Raw genomic sequence first — 25,880 nt, forward strand, 5'->3', positions numbered from 1 at the left:
GTCTGCCCCAGGCGTCAGCCGGGCTTGAGGGTGAGGATGCGGTCGTCGTCGGGGGCGGGATCGCCCCGGCCGTCCTGGTTGCTGGTCGTGACCCAGAGCGCGCCGTCCGGGGCCTTGACGGCGGCGCGCAGCCGCCCGTACTCGTCCTGGAACCGGGCGATGGGACGACCCGCCTTGCCGTCGTCGAGGGGGATCTGCCAGAGGCGCGAGCCGCGCAGGGCGGCGGCCCAGAGCGAGCCGTCCGCGTAGGCGAGACCGGAAGGCGACGCCTCGTCGGTCGTCCAGGTGAGAAGCGGGTCGGTGAAGCCCTTGCGGTGTCCGACTCCCTCGACCTCGGGCCAGCCGTAGTTCCTGCCCTTCTGGATCAGGTTGATCTCGTCGAAGCGGTCCTGGCCGAACTCCGTGGCGTACATGCGGCCCTTGTCGTCCCATGCGAGGCCCTGCACGTTGCGGTGCCCGTACGTCCAGACGCGGGAGCCGAACGGGTTGCCGGGTGCGGGCTTCCCGTCGGGTGTGACGCGGAGGATCTTGCCGCCGAGGGAGCCCTTGTCCTGCGACTTGCCGCTCTCGCCGGTCTCGCCGGTGGTGATGTAGAGCATCTTGTCCGGGCCGAACGCCAGCCGGCCGCCGTTGTGGATGGCGCCCTTGGGGATGCCGGTGACGATCGGTTCCGGCTTGCCGAGCCGTCCGTCATAGGTGGCGCGGACGACACGGTTGTCGGACGCGGCCGTGTAATACAGGTAGATCAGGTGGTCGGCGGTGTAGGCCGGGGACACCGCGACGCCGAGCAGCCCGCCCTCACCCTGCGCGTCCACGCCGGGCACCGTCCCGACGGTCGTCTTGCGACCGGACGGCGTGACGCGCACGAGCCGTGCCGTGTCGCGCTCGGTCACCAGAGCGTCGCCTCCGGGAAGGAAGGCCACCGCCCACGGCACCTTCAGATCGCCGGCCAGCGTGCGCGGTTCGCCCGGCCCTCCGCTCCCCGGCCCCCCGCTCCCCGTGCCGGGCGAGGTACCGGACGTCAGCGGCGGCGGGGTATGCCCCGCCTCACCGTCCGGCGACGTGGAGGAGCAGGCGGCCAGGAGCACGGCGGCCGAGACCAGAACGAGCGAGTGCTGTCGCATGAACGCCTCCCGTAGGTAGTACGGATCCGGAAGGCCCGCCGTTCCAGCATCACGGAGCGTATTCCGGGGCATGGCGCAGATTCCGTGACGATCGGCTTTCGGACGTCCCAAAACGGATTCCCGCCCAGGTCGTTCGTCGCCGGGAGGACGCTCAGCCTCAATCGCTCCGTGACCTACCGAACGTACAGTGAGCGACACGGTGATCCCGTCAAGCAGCAATGTCGCTGATCTTCGGCAGGCGATGTCGGTGCGCTCCCCACCGGGCCCGCGCCGATCCCTGCGCGGGGCACGATCCGTGACCTTCCGGCCGTTATCCATGCGGCGAGGGTCGTGGACCCCACCGAATCCCCCCGGCGTGATGCGGCGTCCGCGGGGACCGATTCGCTCCACCGGGGCAGGAAGGGACACGGCGCGATGAGCGGCGACTACGCCAGGCGGATATCGCCGCGTGCGCTGCCGATCGGCATGGCGGCGGTCGTGGGCGTGCTGTACGCCGTCGGCTCGCTGCTCGGCTGGGGCGGCCGCCCCTTCATCGCCTGGACCGAGGCCGGCGCCGCGGGCGCCGCCGCGGTCTCCCTGCTGCTGTCGTCCCGGCGCCCCGACGGCGTCCCGGCGGACGCGTCCGTCCCGGGCGGCATCTGGCGCGCCTCGTGGCGCTGGTACGGGATCGCCGCCGCGTCCTGGTTCGTCGGCGCGATGGGCGGCGCCCTGTCGGACGGCTCGGGCCGCAGCGCCCTGTCGCTCTCGGTCCCCGACCTCTTCTACCTGTTCGCGCTCGTCGCGCTCGTCACCGGCCTGGTCGTGCCGATCAGGCTGCCCCGGGACGCGGGAACATGGCTGCGCTACGTCGCCGACACCTACGTCTGCGCCTGCGCGCTGTTCGTGCTCGGCTGGGTCGCGCTGTTCGGGAGCCTGTACCACCGGTCGGGGGAGTCGCCGTCGGAGTTCCTGCTGGAGCTCCTGTACCCGCTGATCGACATCGTGTTCGTCTGCGGCGCGCTGCCGTTCGTCCTCGGCGCCGCGCGGGGGCACCGCCGCCTCGCCTGGATGGGGTACGGCGCGCTCGCCGCCATCGCGGCCGCCGACGTGGTGACCACGTTCGTGCGGCTGGACGGCGGGGGGCCGGGCGACGACCCGTCCGACATCCTGCGCCTAGCCGGGCTGCTGCTCCTGCTGCTGGTGCCGTGGACGGGCCCGGCCGCCGGGCCTGGACTGCCCGTCGACGACATCCCCGAGGACGTGGCGGCCCGCGCCGAGGAGTGCGGCCGCATGATCGGGCCGGGCATCGCGCCCGCCGCGGTCGCCGCCGCGGCCGCGCTGTTCATCGCGGGCCACTCGATCACCGGGAGCAACGGCCTGGAACCCGGCGTCTCGATCGCGGCGGGCTCGGCGGCGCTGGTGCTGATCGCGCGCCTGGCCGGGCTGCTGCGGGAGAACGACGCGCTGCGCCGGGCCGTGAACACCGGCGAGGAGCACTTCCGGGCGCTGTCGGAGAGCATCAACGACGCGGTGCTCATCTGCGACCTGGACGCGACCGTCCGGTACGCGAGCGCGGGTGCCCTGCGCACCTACCACTACACGCCGGACGAACTGCTCGGGCGCCCGCTGAACGAGATCGTCCACCCCGAGGACCTGCCGCGCGTCCAGCAGGTGTTCACCGAGTTCCTGGACGAGCAGTCCGGCGACGTCGGGCCGCAGGACGCGCTGCGGGTGTCGTGCCGGGTGCGGGCGGCGGACGGGACGTGGCTTCCGACCGAGTCTACGATCTCCCGGTACAGCGGCTCGGACGGGGCGCCGTCCCGGCTGCTGGTGACGACCCGGGACCTGAGCGAGCAGGCGGCGCTGCAGCGGCAGGTCGCCCACCTGACCTTCCACGACGGCCTGACGGGCCTGCCGAACCGGTCCTACTTCGAGGAGCGCACCCGCGAGGTGCTGTCGCGGCAGCACGCCGGCGGCACGGTCGCGGTCGTGTTCGTCGACCTGGACGGGTTCACCGCCGTGAACGACTCCGACGGGCACGCGGCCGGCGACCAGGTGCTCGCCCAGGCGGCCCGGCGGCTGCGCGCGAACGTCCAGTCCGACGACACGGTGGCGCGGTGGGGCGGGGACGAGTTCGCCGTCCTGGTCCAGCTGCCGCCGGACGACCCTGAGACTCGCGCCACAGTCGAACTCGCCGGTCGGCTCCTCCGCGTACTTTCGGTCGACCCTTACCAGGTCGGCGACAAGCACATCGTGCTGACGGCGAGTGTCGGCATCGCGTTCGCCGGGGACGAGGAGCAGCCGCACGTCGCCGGGTCCGACGCCGGGCGCAGGCTGCGCCGCACCGCCGCCGACCTGATGCGCAACGGCGACCTCGCGATGGCCCGCGCGAAGGAGCTCGGCGGCGGGCGCGTCGAGGTGTACGCGCCGCACATGCACGCCGACGTCGTGCGGCGGCTGGAACTCGGCAGCGACCTGCAGGCGGCGCTCGCCGAGGAGCAGTTCTCGGTCGACTTCCAGCCGGTCGTCGACCTCGCCACGTCCCGGGTGACGGGCGTGGAGGCGCTGCTGCGCTGGCGGCGCGGGAACGAGATGGTGCCGCCGGAGGAGTTCATCGGACCGGCCGAGGAGTCCGGACTGATGACCCCGCTCGGCGAGTGGATGCTGCGGGAGGCGTGCCGGGAGGTCGCCCGCTGGCGCGGCGACTCGTGGGACGTCGGCCTGTCGGTCAACTTCACCGCCCGGCAGATCGCCGCGCCCCGGTTCGTGGAGTCGGTCGCGGCGGCGCTGGCGGAGACCGGGCTGCCGCCGCAGGCCCTCACGCTGGAGGTGCGCGAGGAGGTCCTCGTCGAGGACGCGGGCCAGAACGTGGAACGCCTGTCGGAGCTGCGCGACCTCGGTGTCCGGCTCGCGATCGACGACTTCGGCACCGGGTACGCCTCGCTCGCCTACCTCGGGCAGCTTCCGGTCGACATCATCAAGATCGACCCGTCTTTCGTGGCGGGCCTCGGCTCGGACGAGACGCTGACGCTGCTCACCCGGACGATCGTGCGGCTCGGCAGCGACCTCGGGCTGACCGTGGTCGCCGAGGGCATCGAGCGGCCCGAGCAACTGGAGCTGCTGCGCGAGATGGGCTGCCCGCGCGGCCAGGGGTTCCTCGTGGCGCGGCCTATGGAGGCCCGGCGGGTCGAGTCGCTGGTGCGCACGAACCTCGCGGAGCGGGACCGTCCCGGCGACGTCCCGCTGCCCCTGCCGGGGTGACCGGCGACACTCGCATCTCGACATGTGGGACAAAGTGTCCAAGGATTTGACCGGCGGCCGGACATCGGCGAAAGTGGGCTCGTGCAGAGCACTTCCACCATCCTCGTAGTACTTGGTCGGCGCGCAGGCTGACCAAGCTCTCCGTCCTGCGCGCCTCCCCTCGACCGCCTCCCGGCGGCGGGGGTTTTTTGTTGCCCGGCGAGCCAAGACTCACTCCCCAAGGAACCGCAGAATCATGACGACCGAACAGATGACGGGAGCCCAGGCGCTGGTCCGCGCCCTGGAGAACGTCGGCGTCGACACCGTGTTCGGCATTCCGGGTGGCGCGATCCTCCCGGCGTACGACCCGCTGTTCGACTCCGCGAAGCTGCGCCACATCCTCGTCCGGCACGAGCAGGGCGCGGGGCACGCCGCCCAGGGCTACGCGATGGTGACCGGCAGGGTGGGCGTCTGCATGGCCACCAGCGGGCCCGGCGCGACCAACCTCGTCACCGCGATCTCCGACGCCTACATGGACTCGGTGCCGATCGTGGCGATCACCGGGCAGGTCGCGTCCTCCCTCATCGGGACGGACGGCTTCCAGGAGGCCGACATCGCCGGCATCACGATGCCGATCACCAAGCACAACTTCCTGGTCACCAAGGCCGAGGACATCGGCCGCACCATCGCCGAGGCGTTCCACATCGCGGGCACCGGGCGTCCCGGCCCCGTCCTCGTCGACATCGCCAAGGACGCCCTGCAGGCGACGGTCGGGTTCGAGTGGCCCGTCGCGCTGCAGCTCCCCGGGTACCGGCCCGTCACCCGGCCGCACTCCAAGCAGGTCCGCGAGGCGGCACGGCTGATCGCGGGCGCGCAGCGCCCGGTGCTGTACGTCGGCGGCGGTGTGCTGAAGGCGGGCGCGTCCGCCGAGCTGAAGGTGCTCGCCGAGCTGACCGGCGCGCCCGTCGTCACCACGCTGATGGCCAAGGGCGCGCTGCCCGACAGCCACCCGCTGCACATGGGCATGCCGGGCATGCACGGTGCCGTCGGCGCGGTGGGCGCGCTGCAGCGCGCCGACCTGCTGGTCGCGCTCGGCGCCCGGTTCGACGACCGGGTCACCGGCAAGCTGGACGGGTTCGCCCCGAACGCCAAGATCGTGCACGCCGACATCGACCCGGCGGAGATCTCCAAGAACCGGCACGCCGACGTCCCGATCGTCGGGGACGCCCGCGAGGTCATCGCCGACCTGATCGTCGCCGTGCAGAACGAGCACGAGGCGGGCCGCAAGGGCGACTACACCGACTGGTGGCGGCAGCTCGACGCCTGGCGCGACACGTATCCGCTGGGCTACGACACGCCCGACGACGGCTCGCTGTCCCCGCAGTACGTCATCGAGCGGATCGGGCGGATCGCCGGGCCCGACGCGTACTACGTCGCGGGCGTCGGCCAGCACCAGATGTGGGCCGCGCAGTTCATCAAGTACGAGCGGCCGGGCGCGTTCCTGAACTCCGGCGGCGCCGGGACGATGGGCTACGCCGTCCCGGCGGCGATGGGCGCCAAGGTCGGCGCGGCGGACACCACGGTCTGGGCGATCGACGGCGACGGCTGCTTCCAGATGACCAACCAGGAGCTCGCGACCTGCGCGATCGAGGGCATCCCGGTCAAGATCGCCGTGATCAACAACGGCAACCTCGGCATGGTCCGGCAGTGGCAGACGCTCTTCTACGACGGGCGGTACTCGAACACGAATCTGCACTCGGCCAAGCGGATCCCCGACTTCGTCAAGCTCGCCGAGGCGTACGGTTGTGTCGGCCTGCGCTGCGAGAAGGCCGAGGACGTCGACGAGGTCATCGCCAAGGCCATGGAGATCAACGACGCGCCCGTCGTGATCGACTTCGTCGTGCACCAGGACGCCATGGTCTGGCCGATGGTCGCGGCCGGCACCACCAACGACGACATCAAGATCGCCAGGGACATGGCGCCCGACTGGGAGAACGGAGACTGACCCCGATGAGCCTGCACACCCTCTCGGTGCTGGTGGAGAACAAGCCCGGCATCCTGGCCCGGGTCGCGGCGCTGTTCTCCCGGCGCGGCTTCAACATCGAGTCCCTCGCGGTCGGCACCACCGAGCACCCGGAGATCTCCCGGATGACGATCGTGGTGAACGTCGCCGACCTGCCGCTGGAGCAGGTCACGAAGCAGCTCAACAAGCTGATCAACGTGCTGAAGATCGTTGAGCTGGACCCGGCGGCGTCCGTCCAGCGCGAGCTCGTGCTGGTCAAGGTGCGCGCCGACCAGGAGACACGGTCGCAGGTCCTGGAGACCGTCACGCTGTTCCGTGCCAAGGTGGTGGACGTCGCGCCCGACGCCGTCACGATCGAGGCCACCGGCAACCGCGACAAGCTGGACGCGTTCATCAGGGTCCTGGAGCCGTTCGGCATCAAGGAGCTGGTGCAGTCGGGCATGGTGGCGGTCGGCCGCGGCGCCCGGTCGATCACCGACCGCTCGCTGCGGGCCATCGAGCGCAGCGCCTGACCCGCCCATCCGTACGGCCGCCCGCGGGCGGCATGACAACACCAACGAAAGGCAACAGCACTGTGGCTGAGATGTTCTACGACGACGCCGCCGACCTGAGCGTGATCCAGGGCCGGCACGTGGCGATCATCGGCTACGGCAGCCAGGGGCACGCGCACGCGCTCTCGCTCCGCGACTCGGGCGTCGACGTGCGGGTCGGGCTCCGCGAGGGGTCGGCCAGCCGGGAGAAGGCGGAGGCCGAGGGCCTGCGCGTGGTCACCCCGGCGGAGGCCGCCGAGGAGGCCGACCTGATCATGCTGCTGGCCCCGGACCACCACCACCGGGAGATCTTCGAGAAGGACATCAAGCCCGCCCTGGTCGAGGGCGACGCGCTGTTCTTCGGCCACGGCTTCAGCATCCGCTACGACCTCGTCCAGCCGCCGGAGGGCGTGGACGTGGCGATGGTCGCGCCGAAGGGCCCGGGGCACCTCGTCCGCCGCCAGTTCGTCGCCGGGCGCGGCGTGCCGGTGATCGTGGCCGTGGAGAAGGACGCGTCCGGCGGCGCCTGGCCCCTGGCCCTGTCCTACGCCAAGGCCATCGGCGGGCTGCGCGCGGGCGGCATCAAGACCACCTTCACCGAGGAGACCGAGACCGACCTGTTCGGTGAGCAGTCCGTGCTGTGCGGCGGCGTCTCCGAGCTGATCAAGACCGGGTTCGAGGTGCTGACCGAGGCCGGCTACCAGCCGGAGGTCGCCTACTTCGAGGTCCTGCACGAGCTGAAGCTGATCATCGACCTCATCTACGAGGGCGGCATCTCCAAGATGTACTGGTCGGTGTCCGACAACGCCGAGTACGGCGGCTACAGCCGCGGCCCGCGCGTGATCACGCCGGAGACCAAGGCCGCGATGAAGAAGATCCTCGGCGAGATCCAGTCCGGCCAGTACGCCAAGGAACTGGTGGACGAGTTCGAGGGCGGTCAGAAGCAGTTCCAGCAGTACCGGGACGAGCTGGCCCAGCACCCCATCGAGAAGACCGGCGCCGAGCTGCGCCCGATGATGAGCTGGCTCAACGACTGACCCGACGACCGAGATGCGCACGGCGAGCGCGGGGGCGGCCTGCCCCCGCGCTCTCGTGTGTTCAGCCGCGGAGGCGGCGGCGGATCCTGGTGCGCAGGGACGGGGAGTCCTCCTTCTCGGTCACGAGAAGGGCCAGGTGGCCGCCCTTGGTGAAGTAGACGGTGACGTCCTTGCCGCCGGCGGCGCGCCGCTGCGGTGAGGTCTTCGCCCCCTCGGCCCGGACCGACCCGAACCGGGCCTCGCGGGTCACGCCGAGGGTGGTCGCCGCGACGTGCACGTCCCAGCGTCCCGGTTCCACGGCCGCCGGGTCGGCGACGGCCTCGAACGCTCCGCCGCCGTCCGCGCGGGGCTCGGCGGGGAAGCCGTGTTCCATCCCGGACGTCCGTTCCCGCAGGATGACGTCCACGGCCGTTCGGTTCGTCTCGACGCGCTGGAGCGCGGCGACGCCCCGGATGCGCACCTTCCTGCCCTGCCAGGTGACGGTGTCCAGCCGGTGCTCGACGCCGACCTCGGTGGTGATGTCGGCGTCCTGCCGGGGGACGCCGCGCAGGTAGGGGTACATCGCGTAGATCCGCCCGCCGACCACGACCGCGCCCGCCGGGCTGCCCTCGACCTCGTCGCGGATCAGCCGCTCCAGTTCCTCGCACAGGCCGTGCTGGATGCAGAACGCCCGGAGCCGGACGGACGCCGGCATCGCGGCGCGGGCGGCGTCGCTCAGCCCCTCCTCGCCGATGACGCGGCGGGTGCCCTCGACGAGCCGCTCGCGCTGGAGCCGGTCGAGGTTCAGGTAGCGGTGGTCGTAGACGCGCAGGACGTCGCGCAGGACGCTGATGGTGCTGTCCGAGGTCACGGGTCATCTCCTGATCGGCCGGGGACATCGGTCACGTTAAGCCTCCACACGGTTGCACACAGCGAAATCCCGCCGGTGTGTCTTCGTGGATGCATACTCGGTATTGCCACCGCCATACCCGGTATGCATACTTGGTAGGTATGTCGATCCGTCACGGTCTGCTGGCCCTTCTGGCCCAGGGACCCCGCTACGGCTACCAGCTGCGCGCCGAGTTCGAGTCCTCCACCGGCGCCACCTGGCCGCTCAACATCGGGCAGGTCTACTCCACGCTGAACCGGCTCGAACGCGACGACCTCGTCACCCGCGTCGGCGCCGACGACGAGGGCCGCTTCGTCTACCGGATCACCCCGGCGGGCGAGGAGGACGTCCGGCGGTGGTTCGCCACCCCCCTCGTCCGGTCCGACCGTCCGCGCGACGAACTGGCGATCAAACTGGCGATGGCCGTCACCACACCCGGGGTGGACGTCGCCCACGTCGTCCAGACCCAGCGCACCGCCACGCTCCGCACCTTGCAGGACCTCACCCGGCTCAAGGCGGACGCCCCCGCGGTGCCCGCCGACCAGGGCGACCGAGCGTGGCGGCTGGTCCTGGAATCCATGATCTTCCAGGCGGAGGCGGAGGTGCGCTGGCTGGACCACTGCGAGTCCTACGTCGTCCGCGCCCTGCCGCCCGGGCCCGCCGCGCCGGCCGAGACGCCGGCGAAGACCGACGAGGAGGCACGACGATGAACCCCCTGGCCATGCGGGCCGTCCATCGCGACCACGGAACGGGGGCCGCGCTCGTGCACGCGCTGCGCGGGGTGACGCTGGACGTCGCGGCGGGCGAGTTCGTCGCCGTGATGGGCCCGTCGGGATCCGGGAAGTCGACCCTGCTGACGCTCGCGGGCGGCCTCGACAGCCCGACGGCCGGGCAGGTCCTGGTGGACGGCAAGGACGTCGGCGCGCTCAGCCGGGCCGCACGGTCGGCGCTGCGCCGCCGCAGCGTCGGCTACGTCTTCCAGGACCTCAACCTCATCCCGAGCCTCACCGCGGCCGAGAACGTCATGCTGCCGCGCGAGCTCGACGGCGCCCGCACCCGCCAGGCCCGCCGGGAGGCGCGGCACGCGCTGGCGGAGGTCGGCATCGACGACCTCGCCGACCGGTTCCCGGACGAGATGTCCGGCGGCCAGCAGCAGCGCGTCGCGATCGCCCGCGCCCTGGTCGGGGAGCGGCGGCTCGTCCTCGCCGACGAGCCCACGGGCGCCCTCGACAGCCACACCGGCGAGGACATCATGCGCGCCCTGCGGGGTCGCTGCGACGCGGGCGCGTCCTGCCTGATGGTCACGCACGAGTCCCGGCACGCGGCCTGGGCCGACCGGGTCGTGTTCCTGCGCGACGGCCGGATCGTCGACGCGACGCCCGGCACGTCCGGACCCGAGACCCTGCTCCAGGAGACCAAGTGAACCGCTACGCCTTCGCACTGCGCATGGCAAGGCAGGACGCTCTGCGCGTCAAGGGCCGCACGGCGCTGGTGCTGTGCATGATCGGGCTGCCGATCGGCGTCGTCGTCACCCTGGCCGTCCTCCGGGCGACCACCATGGCGCAGGACACGAAGGAGGGCGTGCCCGCGCCGAGCGGCGCCGAGCTCGCCGTCCTCGCGATGATCATCGCGATGGTCGTGCTCCAGGTCGTGCTACTGGCCGGGCCCGCGTTCGTCGTGGACGTCCGGCGGAGGCGGCGCGAACTCGCCCTCGTCGAGGCGTCGGGCGGCGCCGGCCGGCATCTGCGCGCCGTCGTCCTGGCGAGCGGCCTGCTGCTCGGCGGGATCGCCGCGGTGGCCGGGGCCGCGCTCGGGATCGCCTCGGCGGCCGTCACCAAGCAGGTCGCCGAGTCGGACGGCGGCGAACCGCTCGGCCCCTTCACCGTGCCGTGGCTCATGATCGCCGTGACGATGCTGCTCGGTGCGGGCAGCGGGGTTCTCGCCGCGCTGGTGCCCGCCTGGCAGGCGGGCCGGATGGACGTCGTCGCCGCCCTCGCCGGACGCCGCGAGCCGCCCGGCCGCGGCCGCCGCGGCTGGCCGATCGCCGGCGGCGTGCTCGTCCTCGCCGGCACGGTGTTCTCCCTGGTGGGCGTCGAGGTGATGCGCGAGTTCGGCGCCGCGGTCGGCGCGGCGGCGATCATCATCGGCCTGGTGCTCGCCTGCCCGTGGATCGTCGGGATGAGCGGGCGGCTCGCACGCGGACTCCCGCTGCCGCTCCGCCTCGCCGTCCGCGACGGCGCCCGCAACCGGGCCCGCACCGCGCCCGCGATCGCCGCGATCATCGCGGCCGTCGCCGGAGTCACCGCGCTGGCCATCGGGGGCGCCAGCGACTTCCGGCAGGAGCGCATCGAGTACCAGGCGCAGCTGCCCATGGGGTCGGCGCTCGTCCGGCCGCAGTCGCAGAACGCGGAGGCCGCCGGCCCGGCGATCATGCGCGACCTGCCCGGCGTGCCCGTCACCACGCTGCGCGGCCTTCCCTGGGAGGGCTCGTCCTGCTACGCCGAGGACACCTCGCAGTGCCGGAGCGTGTCCTTCGCCGCCGAGGACGACGGGATGGCCGGCTTCAACCTCATGGACAACGTGGTCGGCGGCGCGCGCGAGGCCCGGCTGCTGCTCGGCCGCGACGATCCCGCCGTGACCGCGGCGCTGGACGCGGGGAAGATCGTCCTGTTCGGGGCGGCGCCGAAGGCCGGCGGGAAGGTCGACGCCACGATCACCTACTGGGCCGACGACCAGCAGCACACCGCCGGCACGGTGCCGGACCTGCCGGCCGTCGCCGCCCAAGGCGATCCGCACGTGGAGGCCATCGTGCCCCCGAAGGTCGCGGAACGGATCGCGGCGAAGACCGGTCTGCGCATCGAGACGCAGGCGTACGGCGTCGACCGTGCCGACCACCGGGTCACGAAGGCCGAGCAGGCACGGCTGGAGAAGACGATGAAAGCCTTCGGCCCGTACGACGACACGGTCTACGTCGAGCGCGGCTTCACCGGCTCGTTCGGCAAGATCACCCTGGTGCTCGGGGCGGCCGCCGCCATCCTCGCGCTGGGCGGCACGCTGATCGCGACGAGCCTGGCCGCCGCCGACGCCCGGCCCGACCTCGCGACGCTCCAGGCCGTCGGCGCCAGGCCGCGCACCGGCCGGCTGCTGACCATGGGGCAGGCCGGGGTCACCGCCGCGATCGGCTGCTGGCTCGGCATCGCGGGCGGCCTCGTCCCCGGGCTCGCGGTCACCCGGCCCCTGACCGAAGGCGTGAACCAGCCCGGCTTCCCGCGCCACGGCACGATCGTCGACATCCCGTGGCTGCTCATGCTGGCGCTCGCCTTCGGCATTCCGCTGGTCGCGGCGGTCTTCGCCGGCGCCGTGACCGGCGGCCGCCTCCCCGCCACCGGCCGCATGGCAACTTAGCAAACGCCCGCCAGGCGACTCAGCCGCGCGCCGGTGCCGGTGGTAGCGTCCGGCGCGTGGCTGAGGCGGTTGCGGTGGAGGGGCGCGTCGGCGAGGTCCCCGCGAGCCGCGGGGGAGTCGCGCGGCGGCGCCGCGCCGCGCTCACCGCGCTGGTCGCGGTGAGCGCGCTGCTCTACGCGGCGTACTCGCTCATGCGGCTGCGCGCCTTCCGGACGGGCAGCTACGACCTGGTGATCTTCGATCAGGCGATCCGCTCCTACAGTCGCTTCGACCTGCCGGTCGCCATGGTCAAGGGCGTCCACAACGACTTCGGCCCGGGCTTCTCGATCCTCGGCGACCACTTCTCGCCGATCCTCGCCCTGCTCGCGCCGCTGTACTGGATCCACGACGGCCCGGCGACGCTGCTGGTCGCGCAGGCCGTCCTGCTCGCGCTCGCGATCCCGCCGATCTGGCGGTACACCGAGCGGAGGCTCGGCGCCGGCGCCGCGTACTGCGCGGCGGGCGGCTACGCGCTGTCCTGGCCGATCGCCGAGGCGCTCGCGTTCGACTTCCACGAGGTCGCGTTCGTCCCGCTGCTGTCGGCGCTGATGGTCGAGCGGCACGACGCGGGACGGCGGGTCCAGGCGGCGGCCGCCGCGTTCGGCCTGCTGCTGGTCAAGGAGGACATGGGGCTGCTGCTCGCCGGCTTCGGCCTCTACCTGCTCACCCGTCCCGACGAGCGCGATCGCCGGACCCCGCGCGATCTGCTGCCCCGCGGCGACCGGCGGGCGGGCCTCGCCTACATCGTGGTCGGGCTGGTCGCCACCTGGGTGTGCTCCCGCGTGGCCATCGCGGCGTTCGGCGGGGACAACGACTACTACTGGGCGTACGGGGCGCTCGGCCCCGACCTGCCCCATGCGGCGGCGCACGCGCTCACCCACCCGTGGGACCTCGTGAGCGTCCTCGGCACCCCGCCGCAGAAGATCCTCACGATGGCGCTCGTCGTCCTGCCGCTGCTCCTGCTGCCGCTGGCGTCCCCGCTGACCCTGACCGCCGTCCCGCTGCTCGCCGAGCGGATGCTCGCCAGCCGGTTCGGCAACTGGTGGGAACCGCACTACCACTACAACGCCTTCATCATCGCCGTTCTCGTGCTGGCCGCGGCGGACGGTGCGGCGCGGCTGCGCGGCAGGTTCGGGCCCGCGCGGCGGGCTCCGTCCGTTCTTCCGATGGCGGGGGTCCTCGCGGCCATGCTCGTCTTCGTGCCGTTCTTCGCCTACCGGCACCTGGCCGACCCGGCGCTGTGGCGGCAGAACGAACGGGCCAGGGCGGCGTCCGCGGCGGCCGCGAAGATCCCGGACGGCGCGCTCGTCGAGGCGGCCAACGGGGTCGGCCCGGCGCTGACGTCCCGCGCCCGCGTCCTGTTGTGGGACGAACGGTCGCGCGGTGCGCCCTGGGTCGTCGCGTACGTCGGGAGGCTGGAGTTCCCGTTCCCGTCGGTCGCCGACCAGCGGCGCCGGGTCGGGGAACTGGAGGCGGAGGGATACCGCGAGGTGTTCCGTCAGGACGGATACCTGGTGCTGTACCGGGACGTCCCCGGCCCCGGGTGAGACATATCACCGGCGTTTGGACAGATTGTCCAGTGACCGATCATCGGCGCGTCGGTCAGAATGCCGGTGAAGGCCCCGTGGTGATACATATCCCTACCCTTTCTGGGTACTTTGCCTGATACTTGAAGAAAGCCGTGACGGTCGCGGCCGGTGGCGGGAGAACCTGCGCGAACACCGCCGTGGCCGCCGCCCGAGCGGGCCTTGGGGCGAGTGCATGAGCGGTGTGAGGCTGATCGGCGACGACGGAAGGTCACCGGCCGCGGACGAACCGGAATTCATTACCGGGACGTCAATGCGGAAGGCGGGCAATTCCGTGATTTACGGCGAGGAGCCGTGACGTGCCGGCGCGGGAGGACGAGGACGTCCGGCGCTGGGAGACGTGCGGGCAGGCGTGGATCGGCGTCCTGCGGCACGTCTGGACGGCCGGCCTGGCCGGTCTGGAGGACGGCGGCCCGATCATCGAGGGCCCGCCGCTGCTGTTCGAGGTCAGCTCCCTCAGCTGGGAGGACCCGATCCTGCACGAGCACGGCGACCGGGCGCGGCTCGTCCGGCGGGCGCAGGAGCGCACCCGCCGCGTCGTCCGCGGGCGGTACTGGCCGAGGCTGCACGATCTGGACGGCCACGACCAGATCCGGTGGGTGGTGGACCTGCTGCGGGCCAGGCCGTGGACCACGAGCGCGTGGATCTCGCTGACGATCCCGGGTGAGCCGGCCGACGGGCTGCCGGCCCTGACCGCGCTGTCGTTCCGCATCCGCGGCTACCGGCTGATCATGACCGCGATGTTCCGCTCGCAGAACGTCCACCGCGGCTACCTCATGTACATCCCGCTGCGCGAGGTGCAGATCCAGGTGGCCGACGAGCTCGGGCTGCCGGCCGGGCCGCTGCGGGTGTTCGTGGACGTCCCGCACGTGCACGTCTCCGACGCCGAGCGGGTCGCGACCGTGCTGGCCGCGGTGCCCGAACCCAACGCCGCCTGAACGATCCCGGCGGAAAGGGACGTACCGGAGTTACTGGCGGGTCCTTCCCTGCCGCGACCCTCGCCGGGCGCCGGGTTATAGACTCACCGCGGGGGCGAGGGCACGACGAGGTGACTCGCGACTTCACCTGCACACACCACACGAACACCCACTTCCGAAGGACTGTTTCCTTGAGTAAGCCCGTCGTCCTCGTCGCAGAAGAACTCTCCCCGGCTGGCATCGCCGTGCTGGAGGCCGACTATGACGTCCGGCACGTCGACGGCAGCGACAAAGACAAGCTGCTGCCCGCCGTCGCCGACGTCGACGCGCTGATCGTGCGCAGCGCCACCAAGGTCACCGCCGAGGTGTTCCAGCACGCCAGGAAGCTGCGGGTGGTCGCCCGCGCCGGCGTCGGCCTCGACAACGTCGACGTGGAGGCCGCCACCAAGGCCGGCGTCATGGTCGTCAACGCGCCCACGTCCAACATCGTCACCGCCGCCGAGCACGCGATCGCGCTGCTCCTCGCCACCGCGCGGAACGTTCCGCAGGGCCACAGCGCGCTCAAGCAGGGCGAGTGGAAGCGCTCGAAGTACACCGGCGTCGAGATGCAGGGCAAGACCGTCGGCGTCCTCGGCCTCGGCCGCATCGGCGTCCTCGTCGCGCAGCGCCTCGCCGCCTTCGACATGAACGTGATCGCGTTCGACCCCTACGTGCAGGCCGCCCGCGCCGCGCAGCTCGGCGTGAAGCTCGTCACGCTGGAGGAGCTGCTCCGCGAGAGCGACTTCATCACCGTCCACCTGCCGAAGACGCCCGAGACCCTCGGCCTCATCGGCGACCGCGAGCTGCAGCAGGTCAAGCCGTCCGTCCGGATCGTCAACGCCGCCCGCGGCGGGATCGTGGACGAGGCCGCCCTCGACCTCGCGCTGAAGGACGGCCGGGTCGCCGGCGCCGGCATCGACGTGTTCAGCACCGAGCCGTGCACCGAGAGCCCGCTGTTCCACCACGACAGCGTGGTCGTCACCCCGCACCTCGGCGCCAGCACCCACGAGGCGCAGGAGAAGGCCGGCACCCAGGTCGCCCGCTCGGTGAAGCTCGCGCTGTCCGGCGAGTTCGTCCCGGACGCCGTCAACGTGCAGGGCGGCGCGGTCGCCGAGGACGTCAAGCCCGGCCTGCCGCTCGCCGAGAAGCTCGGCCGCATCTTCACCTCGCTCGCCGGCGGCGTCCCGGTCCGGCTGGACGTGGTGGTGCGCGGCGAGATCGCCGAGCACGACGTCAAGGTCCTGGAGCTGGCCGCGCTCAAGGGCGTGTTCGTGGACGTCATCGAGGAGACCGTGACCTTCGTCAACGCGCCGCTGCTGGCCCGCGACCGCGGCGTCGAGGTCACCCTCACCACCAGCGAGGACAGCCCCGACTGGCGCAACGTCGTCCAGGTGCGCGGCACGATGTCCGACGGCGCCGTCGTGTCGGTGTCGGGCACGCTCACCGGCCCGAAGCACGCCGAGCGGATCATCGAGATCAACGGCTACAACATGGAGCTCGTCCCGACCGAGCACATGGCGTTCTTCACCTACGTCGACCGTCCCGGCATCGTCGGCGCGGTCGGCAAGCTGCTCGGTGACGAGCAGGTCAACATCGCCGGCATGCAGGTCGGCCGGGCCGCCAAGGGCGGCAAGGCGCTGATCGCGCTCACCGTCGACTCGGCCATCTCGCCGCAGCTCGTCGACGCCATCACCCGCGAGGTCGGCGCCGACATGGGCCGCCGCGTGGACCTCGACGGCTGAGCACTCCGCACGGACGGGCGGGCGTTCCGGCATCGTGCCGCACGCCCGCCCGTGGCGTTCCGCACACCCTTCACGTCTCGAATATTGAGATTATCGGCCACGGGTCGGGACAACCCCGCGGAAGCGGAGGTAGTCTCGCAGATATCATGCGGCGCTTCGTGGTAATCCTTCGCTGCCGCAGCGGGGCCTGATCATCGGCAGGCCGGCGCCCGCTGCGGAGACTCCGCCTGGCCGTCAGCCCGATTCCCGCGCCGGACCGTGCGAACCACGGTGTCCCGGCCGCCCCTCTGGCCAAAGCCCAGCGACCTGGAGCAATCTCATGAACGACACCTGGACCAACGCGCCCGCCGACGACGCCGAAGAAGAAGCCGCCCGCGCCCTGCAGACCGCCCTGGACCGGCGAGCGGACTAGCGTCTCTCTCCCCATCGGGCCCTGAGGCACGGCCCGACGCCGGGCGTCGGGCGGGGTGAGTGCTGTGGTGGCGGTGGGAGACTGGGGGGATGTCGCTCGGCGTCGTGTCCGGTGAGGTCTCGGGGGTGTTGCGCGACGTCGCCCGGCTCGGGCCCTACTTCGAGATCGGGGTGGAGGTCGCCGAGCCCGGGGATCCTGCCTGGCTGCCGTTCCCCGGGGACGACGAGCGCCTCGATGCCTTGGTCGGCGACTACGGGGAGCGGCTCGGGACCGCGGAACGGCGTGTGGCCGCTTCGCTGGTGTTCCAGGCGCTCGCCTCGCGGTTGTGGTCACCGGTCGTCGCGGCCGCGGCGCGCGGGATCGTCCCGGATCTCGGCGGGCTGCGCTGGCGCTGGGCGCCGGGTGACGCGATCACTCTGTGGCTCGGCGAGCCCGCCGGGTGGCGGGTCCGGTCCGTGGAGGAGGCCGCAGGGCTCGTCCATCCGATGGTCGTGGACGGCCGGTTGCGGCCGCTGCGCGAGGCGATGGGTTTCGTGAAGCTCGCGGACGGACTGGTGTGGGGCAATGCCGCGTCCGCGCTCGCGGGGAGCCTGAACGTCGGCCCGGCCGAGCCCGGGCGGGTGGCGCTGGTCCGTGAGCTGCTCAGGCGGGAGCCGCTCGCCGGTACGGGGACGTTCGGGGCGGACGGGTTCGTCCGGAACAATTGCTGTTTGTATTACCGCGTTCCAGGGGGCGGGATGTGCGGGGATTGCGGCCTCGCGCGTTGAATGCCCGGAATGTGAGACGAAAGCCCAACCACTGAGACGTTTGCAGTAGAGTGCGCGCATGGCTTCGCGCACTATTCGTCTGGCCGTCATCCCGGGGGACGGGATCGGCCCCGAGGTGGTCGCCGAGGGGCTCAAGGTCCTCGACGCCGTTTCCGGCGACCTCACCTTCGAGCAGACGTCCTACGACCTGGGCGCCGCCCGCTGGCACCGGACGGGGGAGACGCTGCCCGACTCGGTCCTGGACGAGCTGCGCGAGCAGGAGGTCATCCTGCTCGGCGCCATCGGCGACCCGAGCGTCCCGAGCGGGACGCTGGAGCGCGGCCTGCTGCTGCGGACCCGGTTCGAGCTGGACCACTACGTCAACCTGCGCCCGGTGAAGCTGTTCCCGGGCGTCGCGACCCCGCTGGCCGGCGTCACGACGGACGACATCGACATGGTCGTCGTCCGCGAGGGCACCGAGGGGCCCTACACCGGCGTCGGCGGCGTGCTGCGGAAGGGCACCCCGCACGAGGTCGCCACTCAGGAGAGCGTCAACACGGCCTACGGGGTCGAGCGGGTCATCCGGTACGCGTTCGAGGTCGCCGCCTCCCGGCCTCGCAAGCAGCTCACGCTCGTCCACAAGGACAACGTGCTCACTTTCGCCGGTGACCTCTACCAGCGCACGCTGAAGCAGGTCGGCGCGGAGTACCCGCAGGTCACGACGAATTACGTGCATGTCGACGCGGCCACGATGTTCTTCGTGAGCCAGCCGCAGCGGTTCGACGTGGTCGTCACCGACAACCTGTTCGGCGACATCATCACCGACATCGGCGCCGCGATCGCCGGCGGCATCGGGCTCGCCGCGTCCGGCAACGTCAACCCGGCCCGCACCGCGCCGTCGATGTTCGAGCCGGTGCACGGCAGTGCGCCCGACATCGCCGGGCAGGGCAAGGCAGACCCGACCGCCACCGTCCTCTCCGTCGCCATGCTGCTCGACCACGTCGGCGAGCCGGACGCGGCCCGCCGCGTCGAGCGGGCCGTCTCGGACGACCTGGCCGAGCGCGCCGCCCTCGGCGCCCGGACCACCTCCCAGATCGGCGACGCGATCGCCAAGCGAGTATCCGGTTAGGGGCACGCCGCCTTTCCGGCCGGACCGGGCGTGCCCTCGCGGCGCGTCCGGTCTTTCCGTATGCGCCGCGCGTGGAGGAGCAGGTCTAGACGAAGTACGACAATAGGGACTAGAGACGCCACCGGCGGCGATGGGGCCGCCCGGCGATCCGCGAGAGGACGAACCGCGATGAGCGACACCCTGGACTTCGAGGTCACGCGTACCGAGCGGCCCGCGACCGCCGCCGAACGCGCCGCGATCCTGGCCGATCCCGGCTTCGGCCGGCACTTCACCGATCACATGGTCACGATCAGGTACTCGGCGGAGCGCGGCTGGCACGACGCGAAGCTCGAACCGTACGGGCCGATCCCGATGGACCCGGCCTCCCAGGTGTTCCACTACGCACAGGAGCTCTTCGAGGGCCTCAAGGCGTACAAGCAGCCGGACGGCTCGATCGTCACCTTCAGGCCGTACATGAACGCGGCCCGGATGAACCGGTCGGCCAGGCGGATGGCGATGCCGGAGATCCCCGAGCAGCTGTTCGTGGACGCGGTCGAACTGCTCGTCCGCACCGACAAGGACTGGGTCCCCGACACCGAGGGGCACAGCCTCTACCTGCGGCCCTTCATGTTCGCCACGACCCGCGCGCTCGGCGTCAACAGCCCGGCGAACGAGTTCGTGTTCATGGTCATCGCGTCCCCGTCCGGCCTGTACTACCCGCGCGGCATCAAGCCCGTCTCCGTGTGGCTGTCGCAGGACTACACCCGCGCCGCGCCCGGCGGCACGGGCGAGGCCAAGTTCGGCGGCAACTACGCCGCGTCCTTCGCCGGCCAGGCCGAGGCCGTCGCGCAGGGCTGCGACCAGGTCGTCTGGCTCGACGCGGTGGAGCACCGCTGGGTCGAGGAGGTCGGCTCGATGAACCTCATGTTCGTCTACGGCTCCGGCTCGCGGGCCCGGCTCCTCACCCCCGCGCTCACCGGCACCCTGCTCGCCGGCGTCACCCGCGACTCCATGCTCAAGCTGGCCCCCGACCTCGGCGTCCCCACCGAGGAGGGCAAGATCAGCATCGACGAGTGGGAGGCCGGCTGCCGGTCCGGCGAGCTCACCGAGGTGTTCGGCTGCGGCACCGCCGCGATCATCAGCCCGGTCGGCCGGGTCAAGGGCCGGGACCGCGAGTGGACGATCGGGGACGGCGAGCCCGGCGAGGTCTCGATGCGGCTCCGCCAGGAGCTGGTCGGCATCCAGTACGGCACCCGTCCCGACCCGTACGGCTGGGTCCACCAGATCGTCTGACCTGGACGTTCGCGGGCCCCGGCGGTGCGGACGCCGGGGCCGGGTCGTCTCAGCATCCGGGATGGATGTCCAAAGTCCGCGAACCGTGTGGCAGACTGTGACCATCATGCGCCACAGCCTCGTGATTATCGGCTGGCGCGCCGGCAGCTGACAGGACACCGCCGGCGCGCAGACCTCTCACGTCCGTGAGGGGTCTTTTTTGTGCCCTGGCGTTTGATCCCTCTGGGGGTTCCTCACATGCAAGACGACGCATTCCACGTCTACGACACCACTCTGCGCGACGGCTCGCAGCAGGAGGGGCTGAACCTCTCCGTGCCCGACAAGCTGGCCGTCGCCCGGCATCTGGACGACCTGGGCATCGGCTTCATCGAGGGCGGCTGGCCGGGCGCCAACCCCAAGGACACCGAGTTCTTCAGGCGGGCCCGAACGGAGCTCGACCTGAGGCACGCGCAGCTCACCGCGTTCGGCGCGACCCGCCGGGCCGGAGTGAAGGCCGCCGACGACCCCCAGGTGGCCGCGCTGCGCGAATCCGGCGCGTCCGTCGTGACCCTTGTCGCCAAGAGTCACGACAGGCACGTCGACCTGGCCCTCCGCACCAGCCTGGAGGAGAACCTCGCGATGATCCGCGACACGGTCTCCCACCTGCGTGCGGAGGGCCAACGAGTCTTCCTGGACGCCGAGCACTTCTTCGACGGCTACAAGGCCAACCGCGCCTACGCGCTGGAGGCGGTCCGGACCGCCGCGGAGGCGGGCGCGGACGTCGTCGCGCTCTGCGACACCAACGGCGGCATGCTCCCGGACGAGCTGGCCGAGGTCGTCCACGAGGTCGTCGGGTACGGGGTGCGGGTCGGCATCCACTGCCACGACGACTCCGGCTGCGCGGTCGCGAACACGCTGGCCGCCGTGAAGGCCGGCGCCACCCACGTCCAGGGCTGCGCGAACGGCTACGGCGAGCGCAGCGGCAACGCCAACCTGTTCACCGTCGTCGGGAACCTGCAGCTCAAGCGCGGGATGAACCTCGTGTCGGACACGCAGCTCGCCGAGATGACCCGGATCGCGCACGCCGTCTCCGAGGTCACCAACGTCGCGCCGAGCTCGCAGCAGCCGTACGTGGGCGTGTCCGCGTTCGCGCACAAGGCGGGGCTGCACGCGTCCGCCGTCAAGGTCGACCCGGACCTGTACCAGCACATCGACCCGGCCGCCGTCGGCAACGACATGCGGATGCTCGTGTCCAGCATGGCGGGCCGCGCGTCCGTCGAGCTGAAGGGCCGCGAGCTGGGCTACGACCTGTCCGGCGAGAAGGCCAAGGCCGTCGTCGGCAAGGTCAAGGAGCTGGAGTCCACCGGCTACACCTTCGAGGCCGCGGACGCCTCGTTCGAGTTGCTGCTGCGCGAGGAGCTGACCGGCGTCCGGCAGCGGCACTTCGAGGTCGAGTCGTGGCGCTCGATCGTCGAGCGCCGCCCCGACGGGTCCATGGTCAGCGAGGCGACCGTCAAGCTGCACGCCAAGGGCGAGCGGATCATCGCGACGGGTGAGGGCAACGGCCCCGTCAACGCCCTCGACAACGCGCTGCGCATCGCGCTCGGCCGCCTCTACCCGGAGCTGGCGCGGCTGGAACTGGTCGACTACAAGGTCCGCATCCTGGAGGGCGCGCACGGCACCGGCGCGCGGACCCGGGTGCTGGTCGAGTCCAGCGACGGCGAGCGCGAGTGGGGGACGGTCGGCGTCGAGGACAACGTCATCGCCGCGTCCTGGCAGGCCCTGGAAGAAGCCGTCACCTACTGCCTGCTGCGTGCCGGGTACGAGGCGAGCTGATCGGGAATCTCCTCGGCCGCGTGGGCATTATCGGGGCATGAGCACCGAGATCACCGACAACGCCGGGAAGAGCCGCTACGAGATCAGACTGGACGGGGACCTCGCCGGGTTCGCCCAGTACGAGCTGGGCGACGGCGCCGTCATCTTCACCCACACCGAGGTCGACCCCGCGTTCGAGGGCAAGGGCGTGGGCGGTTCGCTGGCCCGGGGCGCGCTGGACGACGTGCGCGGCAGGGGTCTCTCGGTCGTCCCGCTGTGCCCGTTCATCAAGAAGTGGATCGACAAGCACCCCGACTACCGGGACCTCGTCCGCTAGACGGCCTGGAGCCGGGACTTGCCTCCCTCCAGCATCAGCCACGCCGACAGCGACGTCTCCTTCACCCGCACCCGGACCCGCGAGTAGCGGCCGGGGTCGACCAGGCCGGGCGCGGGTGTGATCACCGTGTCGAACACGAAGCCGGACGCGACGAAGGCCAGGTCCGCGCCCGTCTCGGCGACCCGCCGCTTCACCGCGGGCGCGTCCACCATCCGGCGCGTCGTGATGATGGAGATGCCGGACACGCCCTTCGGGCCGCGCTGCACGGGGCCGACGTGCAGCGCGGCCCGCAGCTGCAGCCGGGTGGCCTCGGCGGCGCGCCGGTTGTGCCGGCGCAGTTCCGCCGCCAGGTGCGCGAGCATCGGGTCGACGACCGCCTCGGTGGGCGTGGTCGGCGGGACGATGACGAGCGCCCCGTCCCCGCGGTCCTCCTGGTAGAGGCGGGACAGGTCGAGGCCGGACGCGGTGAACGCCTCGCCCATCAGGTCGTACATGGCGTCGCGGACGAAGTCGCGGTCGGCGTCGGTGCGCACCGGGGAGCTGAAACCCGTGATGTCGGTGATGAGGATGGAGCAGTTCCCCTGTGCCCCCTGGAACAGCTCTCCCGGGTCGCGCCGCTCGATCTGCCGCCGGTAGACCTGCCGTTCGAGGATGGCCCGCACCCGCGGATTCCCGTCGAGGAACGCGCCGAAGTCGTGGGCCTCGATCCGCAGCGCCTGGACGTCGCTCTCCGCCGTCACCGTGGCGGACCGGTCCCGGACCATCAGTGCCGCCCGCTCGCCGACCAGCTCGCCGGCGCCCCGGAACGCGACGATCCGCTGCTCGGCGCCCTCCCGCACCCAGACCCGCGTCCAGCCGGACAGGATCACGATGACCTCCCCGGCCGCCCCGCCCTCGTGGCACAGCACGTCCTCCCTGCGGTAGCGGTGCCCTCGGGCCCGCGCTATGAGGGCGTGCCGCTCGGCGGAGGTCAGCGCGTTCCAGAACGTGTCGTCGCCGCGCACGGCCACCTCGGCGGCGGGTGCCACGGCGGGCAGGACGGAGGACGCCTGCGGGGGACCGGACGTCTCCTGCAGCGTGCCGGCCCTGAGGTACTGGACGAGGGCGTTCGCCACGCTCACGGCGAGGCAGGACAGGAACGTCAGGAACCCGGTGATCGCGGCGCTGACCGAGCCGCCCAGCGCGTATCCGAGCGTCACGGTCAGGAGCGTCACGGGAGTCGTGACCTTCGCGTTCAGCAGGCCGGCTCCGGCGTGCGAGGCCGTCCGCCTCCGCAGCCGCGCCACTCGGCGGTTCGTGCTCACGGAGTCTTCCTTCCCCCGGGAAGGTCCGGCGACCGTGCGCCGTCTCCTCGGCGTTGACCCTGTCCCCACGTCTCCCAACACCCAGACTAGGATCATGTGCATACGAACGCCATATGAAAGCTGTATAAAACGCGGTGACGATTAGGTGGCCTGATGGCAAGAATCATGCGATGCTGAGATAGCGGAGGTTTCCCGGCAGCCGGCCGGGGAAGCCTCTCATCCACACCCTGGACGCGGGGGCATGGGTTCGCTGCACGATCGCCTGACCGGAGGCACCCGGCCCCTGGCGCCGAACGCATGGTGGGCCGGGCTCCGCGCCCCGGATTGGAGAAAGCGCTCATGACGAACTTCCGAGCAGCCTCCGGCACGTCGGGTGCGGACATGGACGCCGACGATCCCGGCCACCGCGCGGAGGCGGTTCCCCAGAGCGAGCGCGTCACCGTCAACCTGACCGGCAAGGCCGTCCAGGCCCTCCAGCGCCTCCAGGAGCAGACCGGCTACAACAAGACGGACTGCATCAACCGCGCCCTGATCATCGCCAACGAGATCGAGGGCATGTCCCGCGACCCCGGCAGCCTCTACTGGCGCGAAACCCCCGACAGTGACCTGATGCTCGTCCGTTTCGTCTGACGGCCCGGCGCATTCTGCGCCTGTCAGCGGTGTCGCGCGTCTTCGGTTATGCGGCGGAACGGAGCGGCAGGCGGGACGGGCTTCTGGAAGAGGGCGCCTGAAGGAGTGTTGTCGCTGGTCTGGCGAACCGCGACGTCCTGGAAGCCCTGGCGGCGGTAGTAGGCGTGGAGGTCGGCGTTGTCGGTCCAGACGTCGATCCTGATCAGTTCCGTGTTCCGCTGCTGGGACGCGCCCTTGAGAGCCGCCCAGTCGATCAGTTCGGCCCCCAGGCCGTCGCCCGCGTACTCGCGGTCGATGACCAGGCGGTGGAGGTAGACGGCCTCGGTGCGGCGTTCCTCCGGCGTCCAGAGTTCCTCGTGGCCGATGAGTTTGATGGAGACGGTGCCGATCGGGCGCTCCCCGTCGAAGAGCAGCCAGGTCTCTCCATTGAGGAGCGCTTCGTAGACGCGTTTCGTGCGGTCGTCGGGGCTCGGCCACGGGCGGGCCCACTGGGTCGTGTTCTTCTCGGTCCGCAGCCACTCGGCCGCCTTGTCGATGAGCCCGAGGACGATGTCGAGGTCGTCCGTCCGGGCGGTGCGGATGTGGAAGTCGGTGCGGGCCCGGCTGCGTCGGCGGGCCCTGGTGTCTGTGTCCACGTGCTCCTGACTCCGGAAAGAATCGAGCCCCCGCCTCCCGGCCGGTCATGGGAGAGCCTCGGGCTCCCAATCGGTCGGGAAAGGGGGGCGTGTGGATAGGTGTGTGACCGCCGACATGGTCGGACGGTGGCGATCTATCCGCTTCCGGCGCCGTCGGCCGGTGGGGATTCGCGCGGAGTGTCCTCAGGCGGCGCCAGACCCGGCGCCCTGAGTACGTCGTCGGGGACCTGCCCGTCGTTGTAGTGGAGCCGCGTGCGGTCGGCGGGCCAGACCGTCACGGTGAGCCGGAACGCCTTGCCGTCGGGGGAGTAGGCCGTCCGGACCGTCTCGAAGACGACGTCGGCCGCGGACTCGCCCAGGCTGAAGAACCGCTTCTCGTTCTCGTCCGGGACGCGCACCTTGATCTCGTCGTGGAAGCCGACCTCGCTGTACCCGAGCGTCTCGCCCAGGTAGGCGACGGCGCCCTCGGGGATGTCGCGCGGGGACAGCAGGCGGGACGCGCCGCCGGTGGCGAAGTCGAGCGGGTAGAAGGAGGTCTGCATGGCCCAGGGCCGGCCGTCCATGAAGATCTCCTGGTGCCGGGAGATGAGCTCGGCGCCCGGATCGGACTGCAGGTACCGGGCGATGACCTTGGTGCCCTCCTGGATCTCGACCTTGACCTGCGACACCGACACGTCGCGGTGCGCGGGGATGAAGGCGTCCCGGTTGTACCACTCGCCCGATCCTCGGCCGGGTCCAAGGCCCAGCGCCACGGCGGACAGCGTCACGTGGACGATGTTGGGCCGCCCGACGACGAACGTCCCCTTGCCCTGCTGGGAGACGACGTATCCCTGCTGCTGCAGCCAGGACAGCGCGTCCCGGACGGTGTTGCGCGACGCCTTGTAGTGCGCTTCCAGGTCCTTCTCGGCGGGCAGGCGCCGCCGGCCGGCCGTCCCGTCACCGGGGGCGAGGTCGCCCGACTCGATACGGCGGAGCAGGTCATCGGCTATGTCGCGCCAACGGAGAGGCGTCGTCCGAGCCATCTGATCCGCTCCCTTCCGACTCGATCCGCGGGCGACGGTGCGGCCGCCGGGAGCGAGCAACGTGCACTGA

Annotated in this window: 21 protein-coding genes; 16 read left to right on the plus strand and 5 right to left on the minus strand. The window is 71.6% G+C overall.

Annotated features, from left to right (window positions below):
- Positions 1-14: 14 nt before the first annotated feature.
- Positions 15-1,124 (minus strand): PQQ-dependent sugar dehydrogenase, encoded by a 1,110-nt coding sequence (locus ACQPZP_RS12300; RefSeq protein ID WP_433477757.1) that lies wholly within the window; start codon positions 1,122-1,124, stop codon positions 15-17.
- A gap of 414 nt (positions 1,125-1,538) precedes the next feature.
- Here ACQPZP_RS12300 and ACQPZP_RS12305 point away from each other — a divergent pair, with 414 nt between their 5' ends.
- The 4 genes from ACQPZP_RS12305 (at position 1,539) to ilvC (ending at position 7,933) form a co-directional block, all read left to right on the plus strand.
- A complete protein-coding gene (locus ACQPZP_RS12305) occupies positions 1,539-4,364 on the plus strand; it encodes a putative bifunctional diguanylate cyclase/phosphodiesterase (protein WP_433477758.1) in 2,826 nt (941 codons plus the stop codon).
- Between the two features lie 112 nt (positions 4,365-4,476).
- Positions 4,477-6,348: an acetolactate synthase large subunit gene (locus ACQPZP_RS12310; RefSeq protein ID WP_433477759.1), complete on the plus strand. Its 1,872-nt coding sequence runs from the start codon at positions 4,477-4,479 to the stop codon at positions 6,346-6,348.
- Between the two features lie 5 nt (positions 6,349-6,353).
- A complete protein-coding gene (gene ilvN, locus ACQPZP_RS12315) occupies positions 6,354-6,878 on the plus strand; it encodes an acetolactate synthase small subunit (RefSeq protein WP_433467894.1) in 525 nt (174 codons plus the stop codon).
- A 71-nt stretch (positions 6,879-6,949) separates the two neighbouring features.
- Entirely contained in the window at positions 6,950-7,933 is a 984-nt protein-coding gene (gene ilvC, locus ACQPZP_RS12320) for a ketol-acid reductoisomerase (protein WP_433477760.1), read from the plus strand.
- Between the two features lie 61 nt (positions 7,934-7,994).
- On the opposite strand, the gene ACQPZP_RS12325 is transcribed toward ilvC, so the two are convergent.
- Positions 7,995-8,783 carry a hypothetical protein gene (locus ACQPZP_RS12325; protein ID WP_433477761.1) on the minus strand — a complete coding sequence of 263 codons (789 nt, stop codon included), beginning with the start codon at positions 8,781-8,783 and terminating at the stop codon, positions 7,995-7,997.
- Between the two features lie 140 nt (positions 8,784-8,923).
- Here ACQPZP_RS12325 and ACQPZP_RS12330 point away from each other — a divergent pair, with 140 nt between their 5' ends.
- The 11 genes from ACQPZP_RS12330 (at position 8,924) to ACQPZP_RS12380 (ending at position 22,219) form a co-directional block, all read left to right on the plus strand.
- Positions 8,924-9,511: a PadR family transcriptional regulator gene (locus tag ACQPZP_RS12330; RefSeq protein WP_433477762.1), complete on the plus strand. Its 588-nt coding sequence runs from the start codon at positions 8,924-8,926 to the stop codon at positions 9,509-9,511.
- Positions 9,508-10,224 carry an ABC transporter ATP-binding protein gene (locus ACQPZP_RS12335; RefSeq protein ID WP_433477763.1) on the plus strand — a complete coding sequence of 239 codons (717 nt, stop codon included), beginning with the start codon at positions 9,508-9,510 and terminating at the stop codon, positions 10,222-10,224. Before ACQPZP_RS12330 ends, ACQPZP_RS12335 begins: the two co-directional genes overlap by 4 nt.
- The gene (locus tag ACQPZP_RS12340) at positions 10,221-12,206 is read left to right on the plus strand and encodes an FtsX-like permease family protein (RefSeq protein ID WP_433477764.1); all 1,986 of its coding nucleotides are present in this window, start codon (positions 10,221-10,223) and stop codon (positions 12,204-12,206) included. The genes ACQPZP_RS12335 and ACQPZP_RS12340 overlap by 4 nt, the downstream gene beginning before the upstream one ends.
- Positions 12,207-12,262: 56 nt before the next feature.
- Positions 12,263-13,792, plus strand: coding sequence for a DUF2079 domain-containing protein (locus ACQPZP_RS12345; protein ID WP_433477765.1), 1,530 nt, complete (start codon positions 12,263-12,265; stop codon positions 13,790-13,792).
- 338 nt (positions 13,793-14,130) lie between these two features.
- Positions 14,131-14,769, plus strand: a complete 639-nt coding sequence (locus ACQPZP_RS12350; RefSeq protein WP_433477766.1) for a hypothetical protein — start codon at positions 14,131-14,133, stop codon at positions 14,767-14,769.
- 170 nt (positions 14,770-14,939) lie between these two features.
- Positions 14,940-16,529 (plus strand): phosphoglycerate dehydrogenase, encoded by a 1,590-nt coding sequence (serA, locus tag ACQPZP_RS12355; protein ID WP_433467902.1) that lies wholly within the window; start codon positions 14,940-14,942, stop codon positions 16,527-16,529.
- Between the two features lie 501 nt (positions 16,530-17,030).
- On the plus strand, positions 17,031-17,708 hold the full coding sequence (locus ACQPZP_RS12360) for a (2Fe-2S)-binding protein (RefSeq protein WP_433477767.1): 678 nt from the start codon (positions 17,031-17,033) through the stop codon (positions 17,706-17,708).
- Between the two features lie 58 nt (positions 17,709-17,766).
- Complete coding sequence (locus ACQPZP_RS12365) at positions 17,767-18,816, plus strand: 3-isopropylmalate dehydrogenase (protein WP_433477768.1); 1,050 nt, start codon at positions 17,767-17,769, stop codon at positions 18,814-18,816.
- Positions 18,817-18,984: 168 nt separating this feature from the next.
- A complete protein-coding gene (locus tag ACQPZP_RS12370) occupies positions 18,985-20,088 on the plus strand; it encodes a branched-chain amino acid aminotransferase (protein ID WP_433477769.1) in 1,104 nt (367 codons plus the stop codon).
- Between the two features lie 237 nt (positions 20,089-20,325).
- Entirely contained in the window at positions 20,326-21,903 is a 1,578-nt protein-coding gene (cimA, locus tag ACQPZP_RS12375; RefSeq protein WP_433477770.1) for a citramalate synthase, read from the plus strand.
- Positions 21,904-21,940: 37 nt separating this feature from the next.
- Positions 21,941-22,219 (plus strand): GNAT family N-acetyltransferase, encoded by a 279-nt coding sequence (locus ACQPZP_RS12380; protein ID WP_433477771.1) that lies wholly within the window; start codon positions 21,941-21,943, stop codon positions 22,217-22,219.
- Here the strand turns inward: ACQPZP_RS12380 and ACQPZP_RS12385 are convergent.
- Positions 22,216-23,523 carry a cyclic nucleotide-binding domain-containing protein gene (locus tag ACQPZP_RS12385; protein WP_433477772.1) on the minus strand — a complete coding sequence of 436 codons (1,308 nt, stop codon included), beginning with the start codon at positions 23,521-23,523 and terminating at the stop codon, positions 22,216-22,218. The genes ACQPZP_RS12380 and ACQPZP_RS12385 overlap by 4 nt on opposite strands.
- Positions 23,524-23,862: 339 nt before the next feature.
- On the opposite strand from ACQPZP_RS12385, the gene ACQPZP_RS12390 reads away from it, so the two are divergent.
- Complete coding sequence (locus tag ACQPZP_RS12390) at positions 23,863-24,153, plus strand: hypothetical protein (RefSeq protein WP_433477773.1); 291 nt, start codon at positions 23,863-23,865, stop codon at positions 24,151-24,153.
- A gap of 23 nt (positions 24,154-24,176) precedes the next feature.
- Here the strand turns inward: ACQPZP_RS12390 and ACQPZP_RS12395 are convergent, their stop codons facing one another.
- Together ACQPZP_RS12395 and ACQPZP_RS12400 are read right to left on the minus strand one after the other, a co-directional pair.
- Positions 24,177-24,788, minus strand: a complete 612-nt coding sequence (locus ACQPZP_RS12395) for a GNAT family N-acetyltransferase (RefSeq protein ID WP_433477774.1) — start codon at positions 24,786-24,788, stop codon at positions 24,177-24,179.
- Between the two features lie 134 nt (positions 24,789-24,922).
- Positions 24,923-25,810 carry a GntR family transcriptional regulator gene (locus ACQPZP_RS12400; protein WP_433477775.1) on the minus strand — a complete coding sequence of 296 codons (888 nt, stop codon included), beginning with the start codon at positions 25,808-25,810 and terminating at the stop codon, positions 24,923-24,925.
- Between the last annotated feature and the right edge of the window lie 70 nt (positions 25,811-25,880).

It is taken from the genome of Spirillospora sp. CA-142024 (assembly GCF_050942325.1).
Classification (GTDB): domain Bacteria; phylum Actinomycetota; class Actinomycetes; order Streptosporangiales; family Streptosporangiaceae; genus Spirillospora.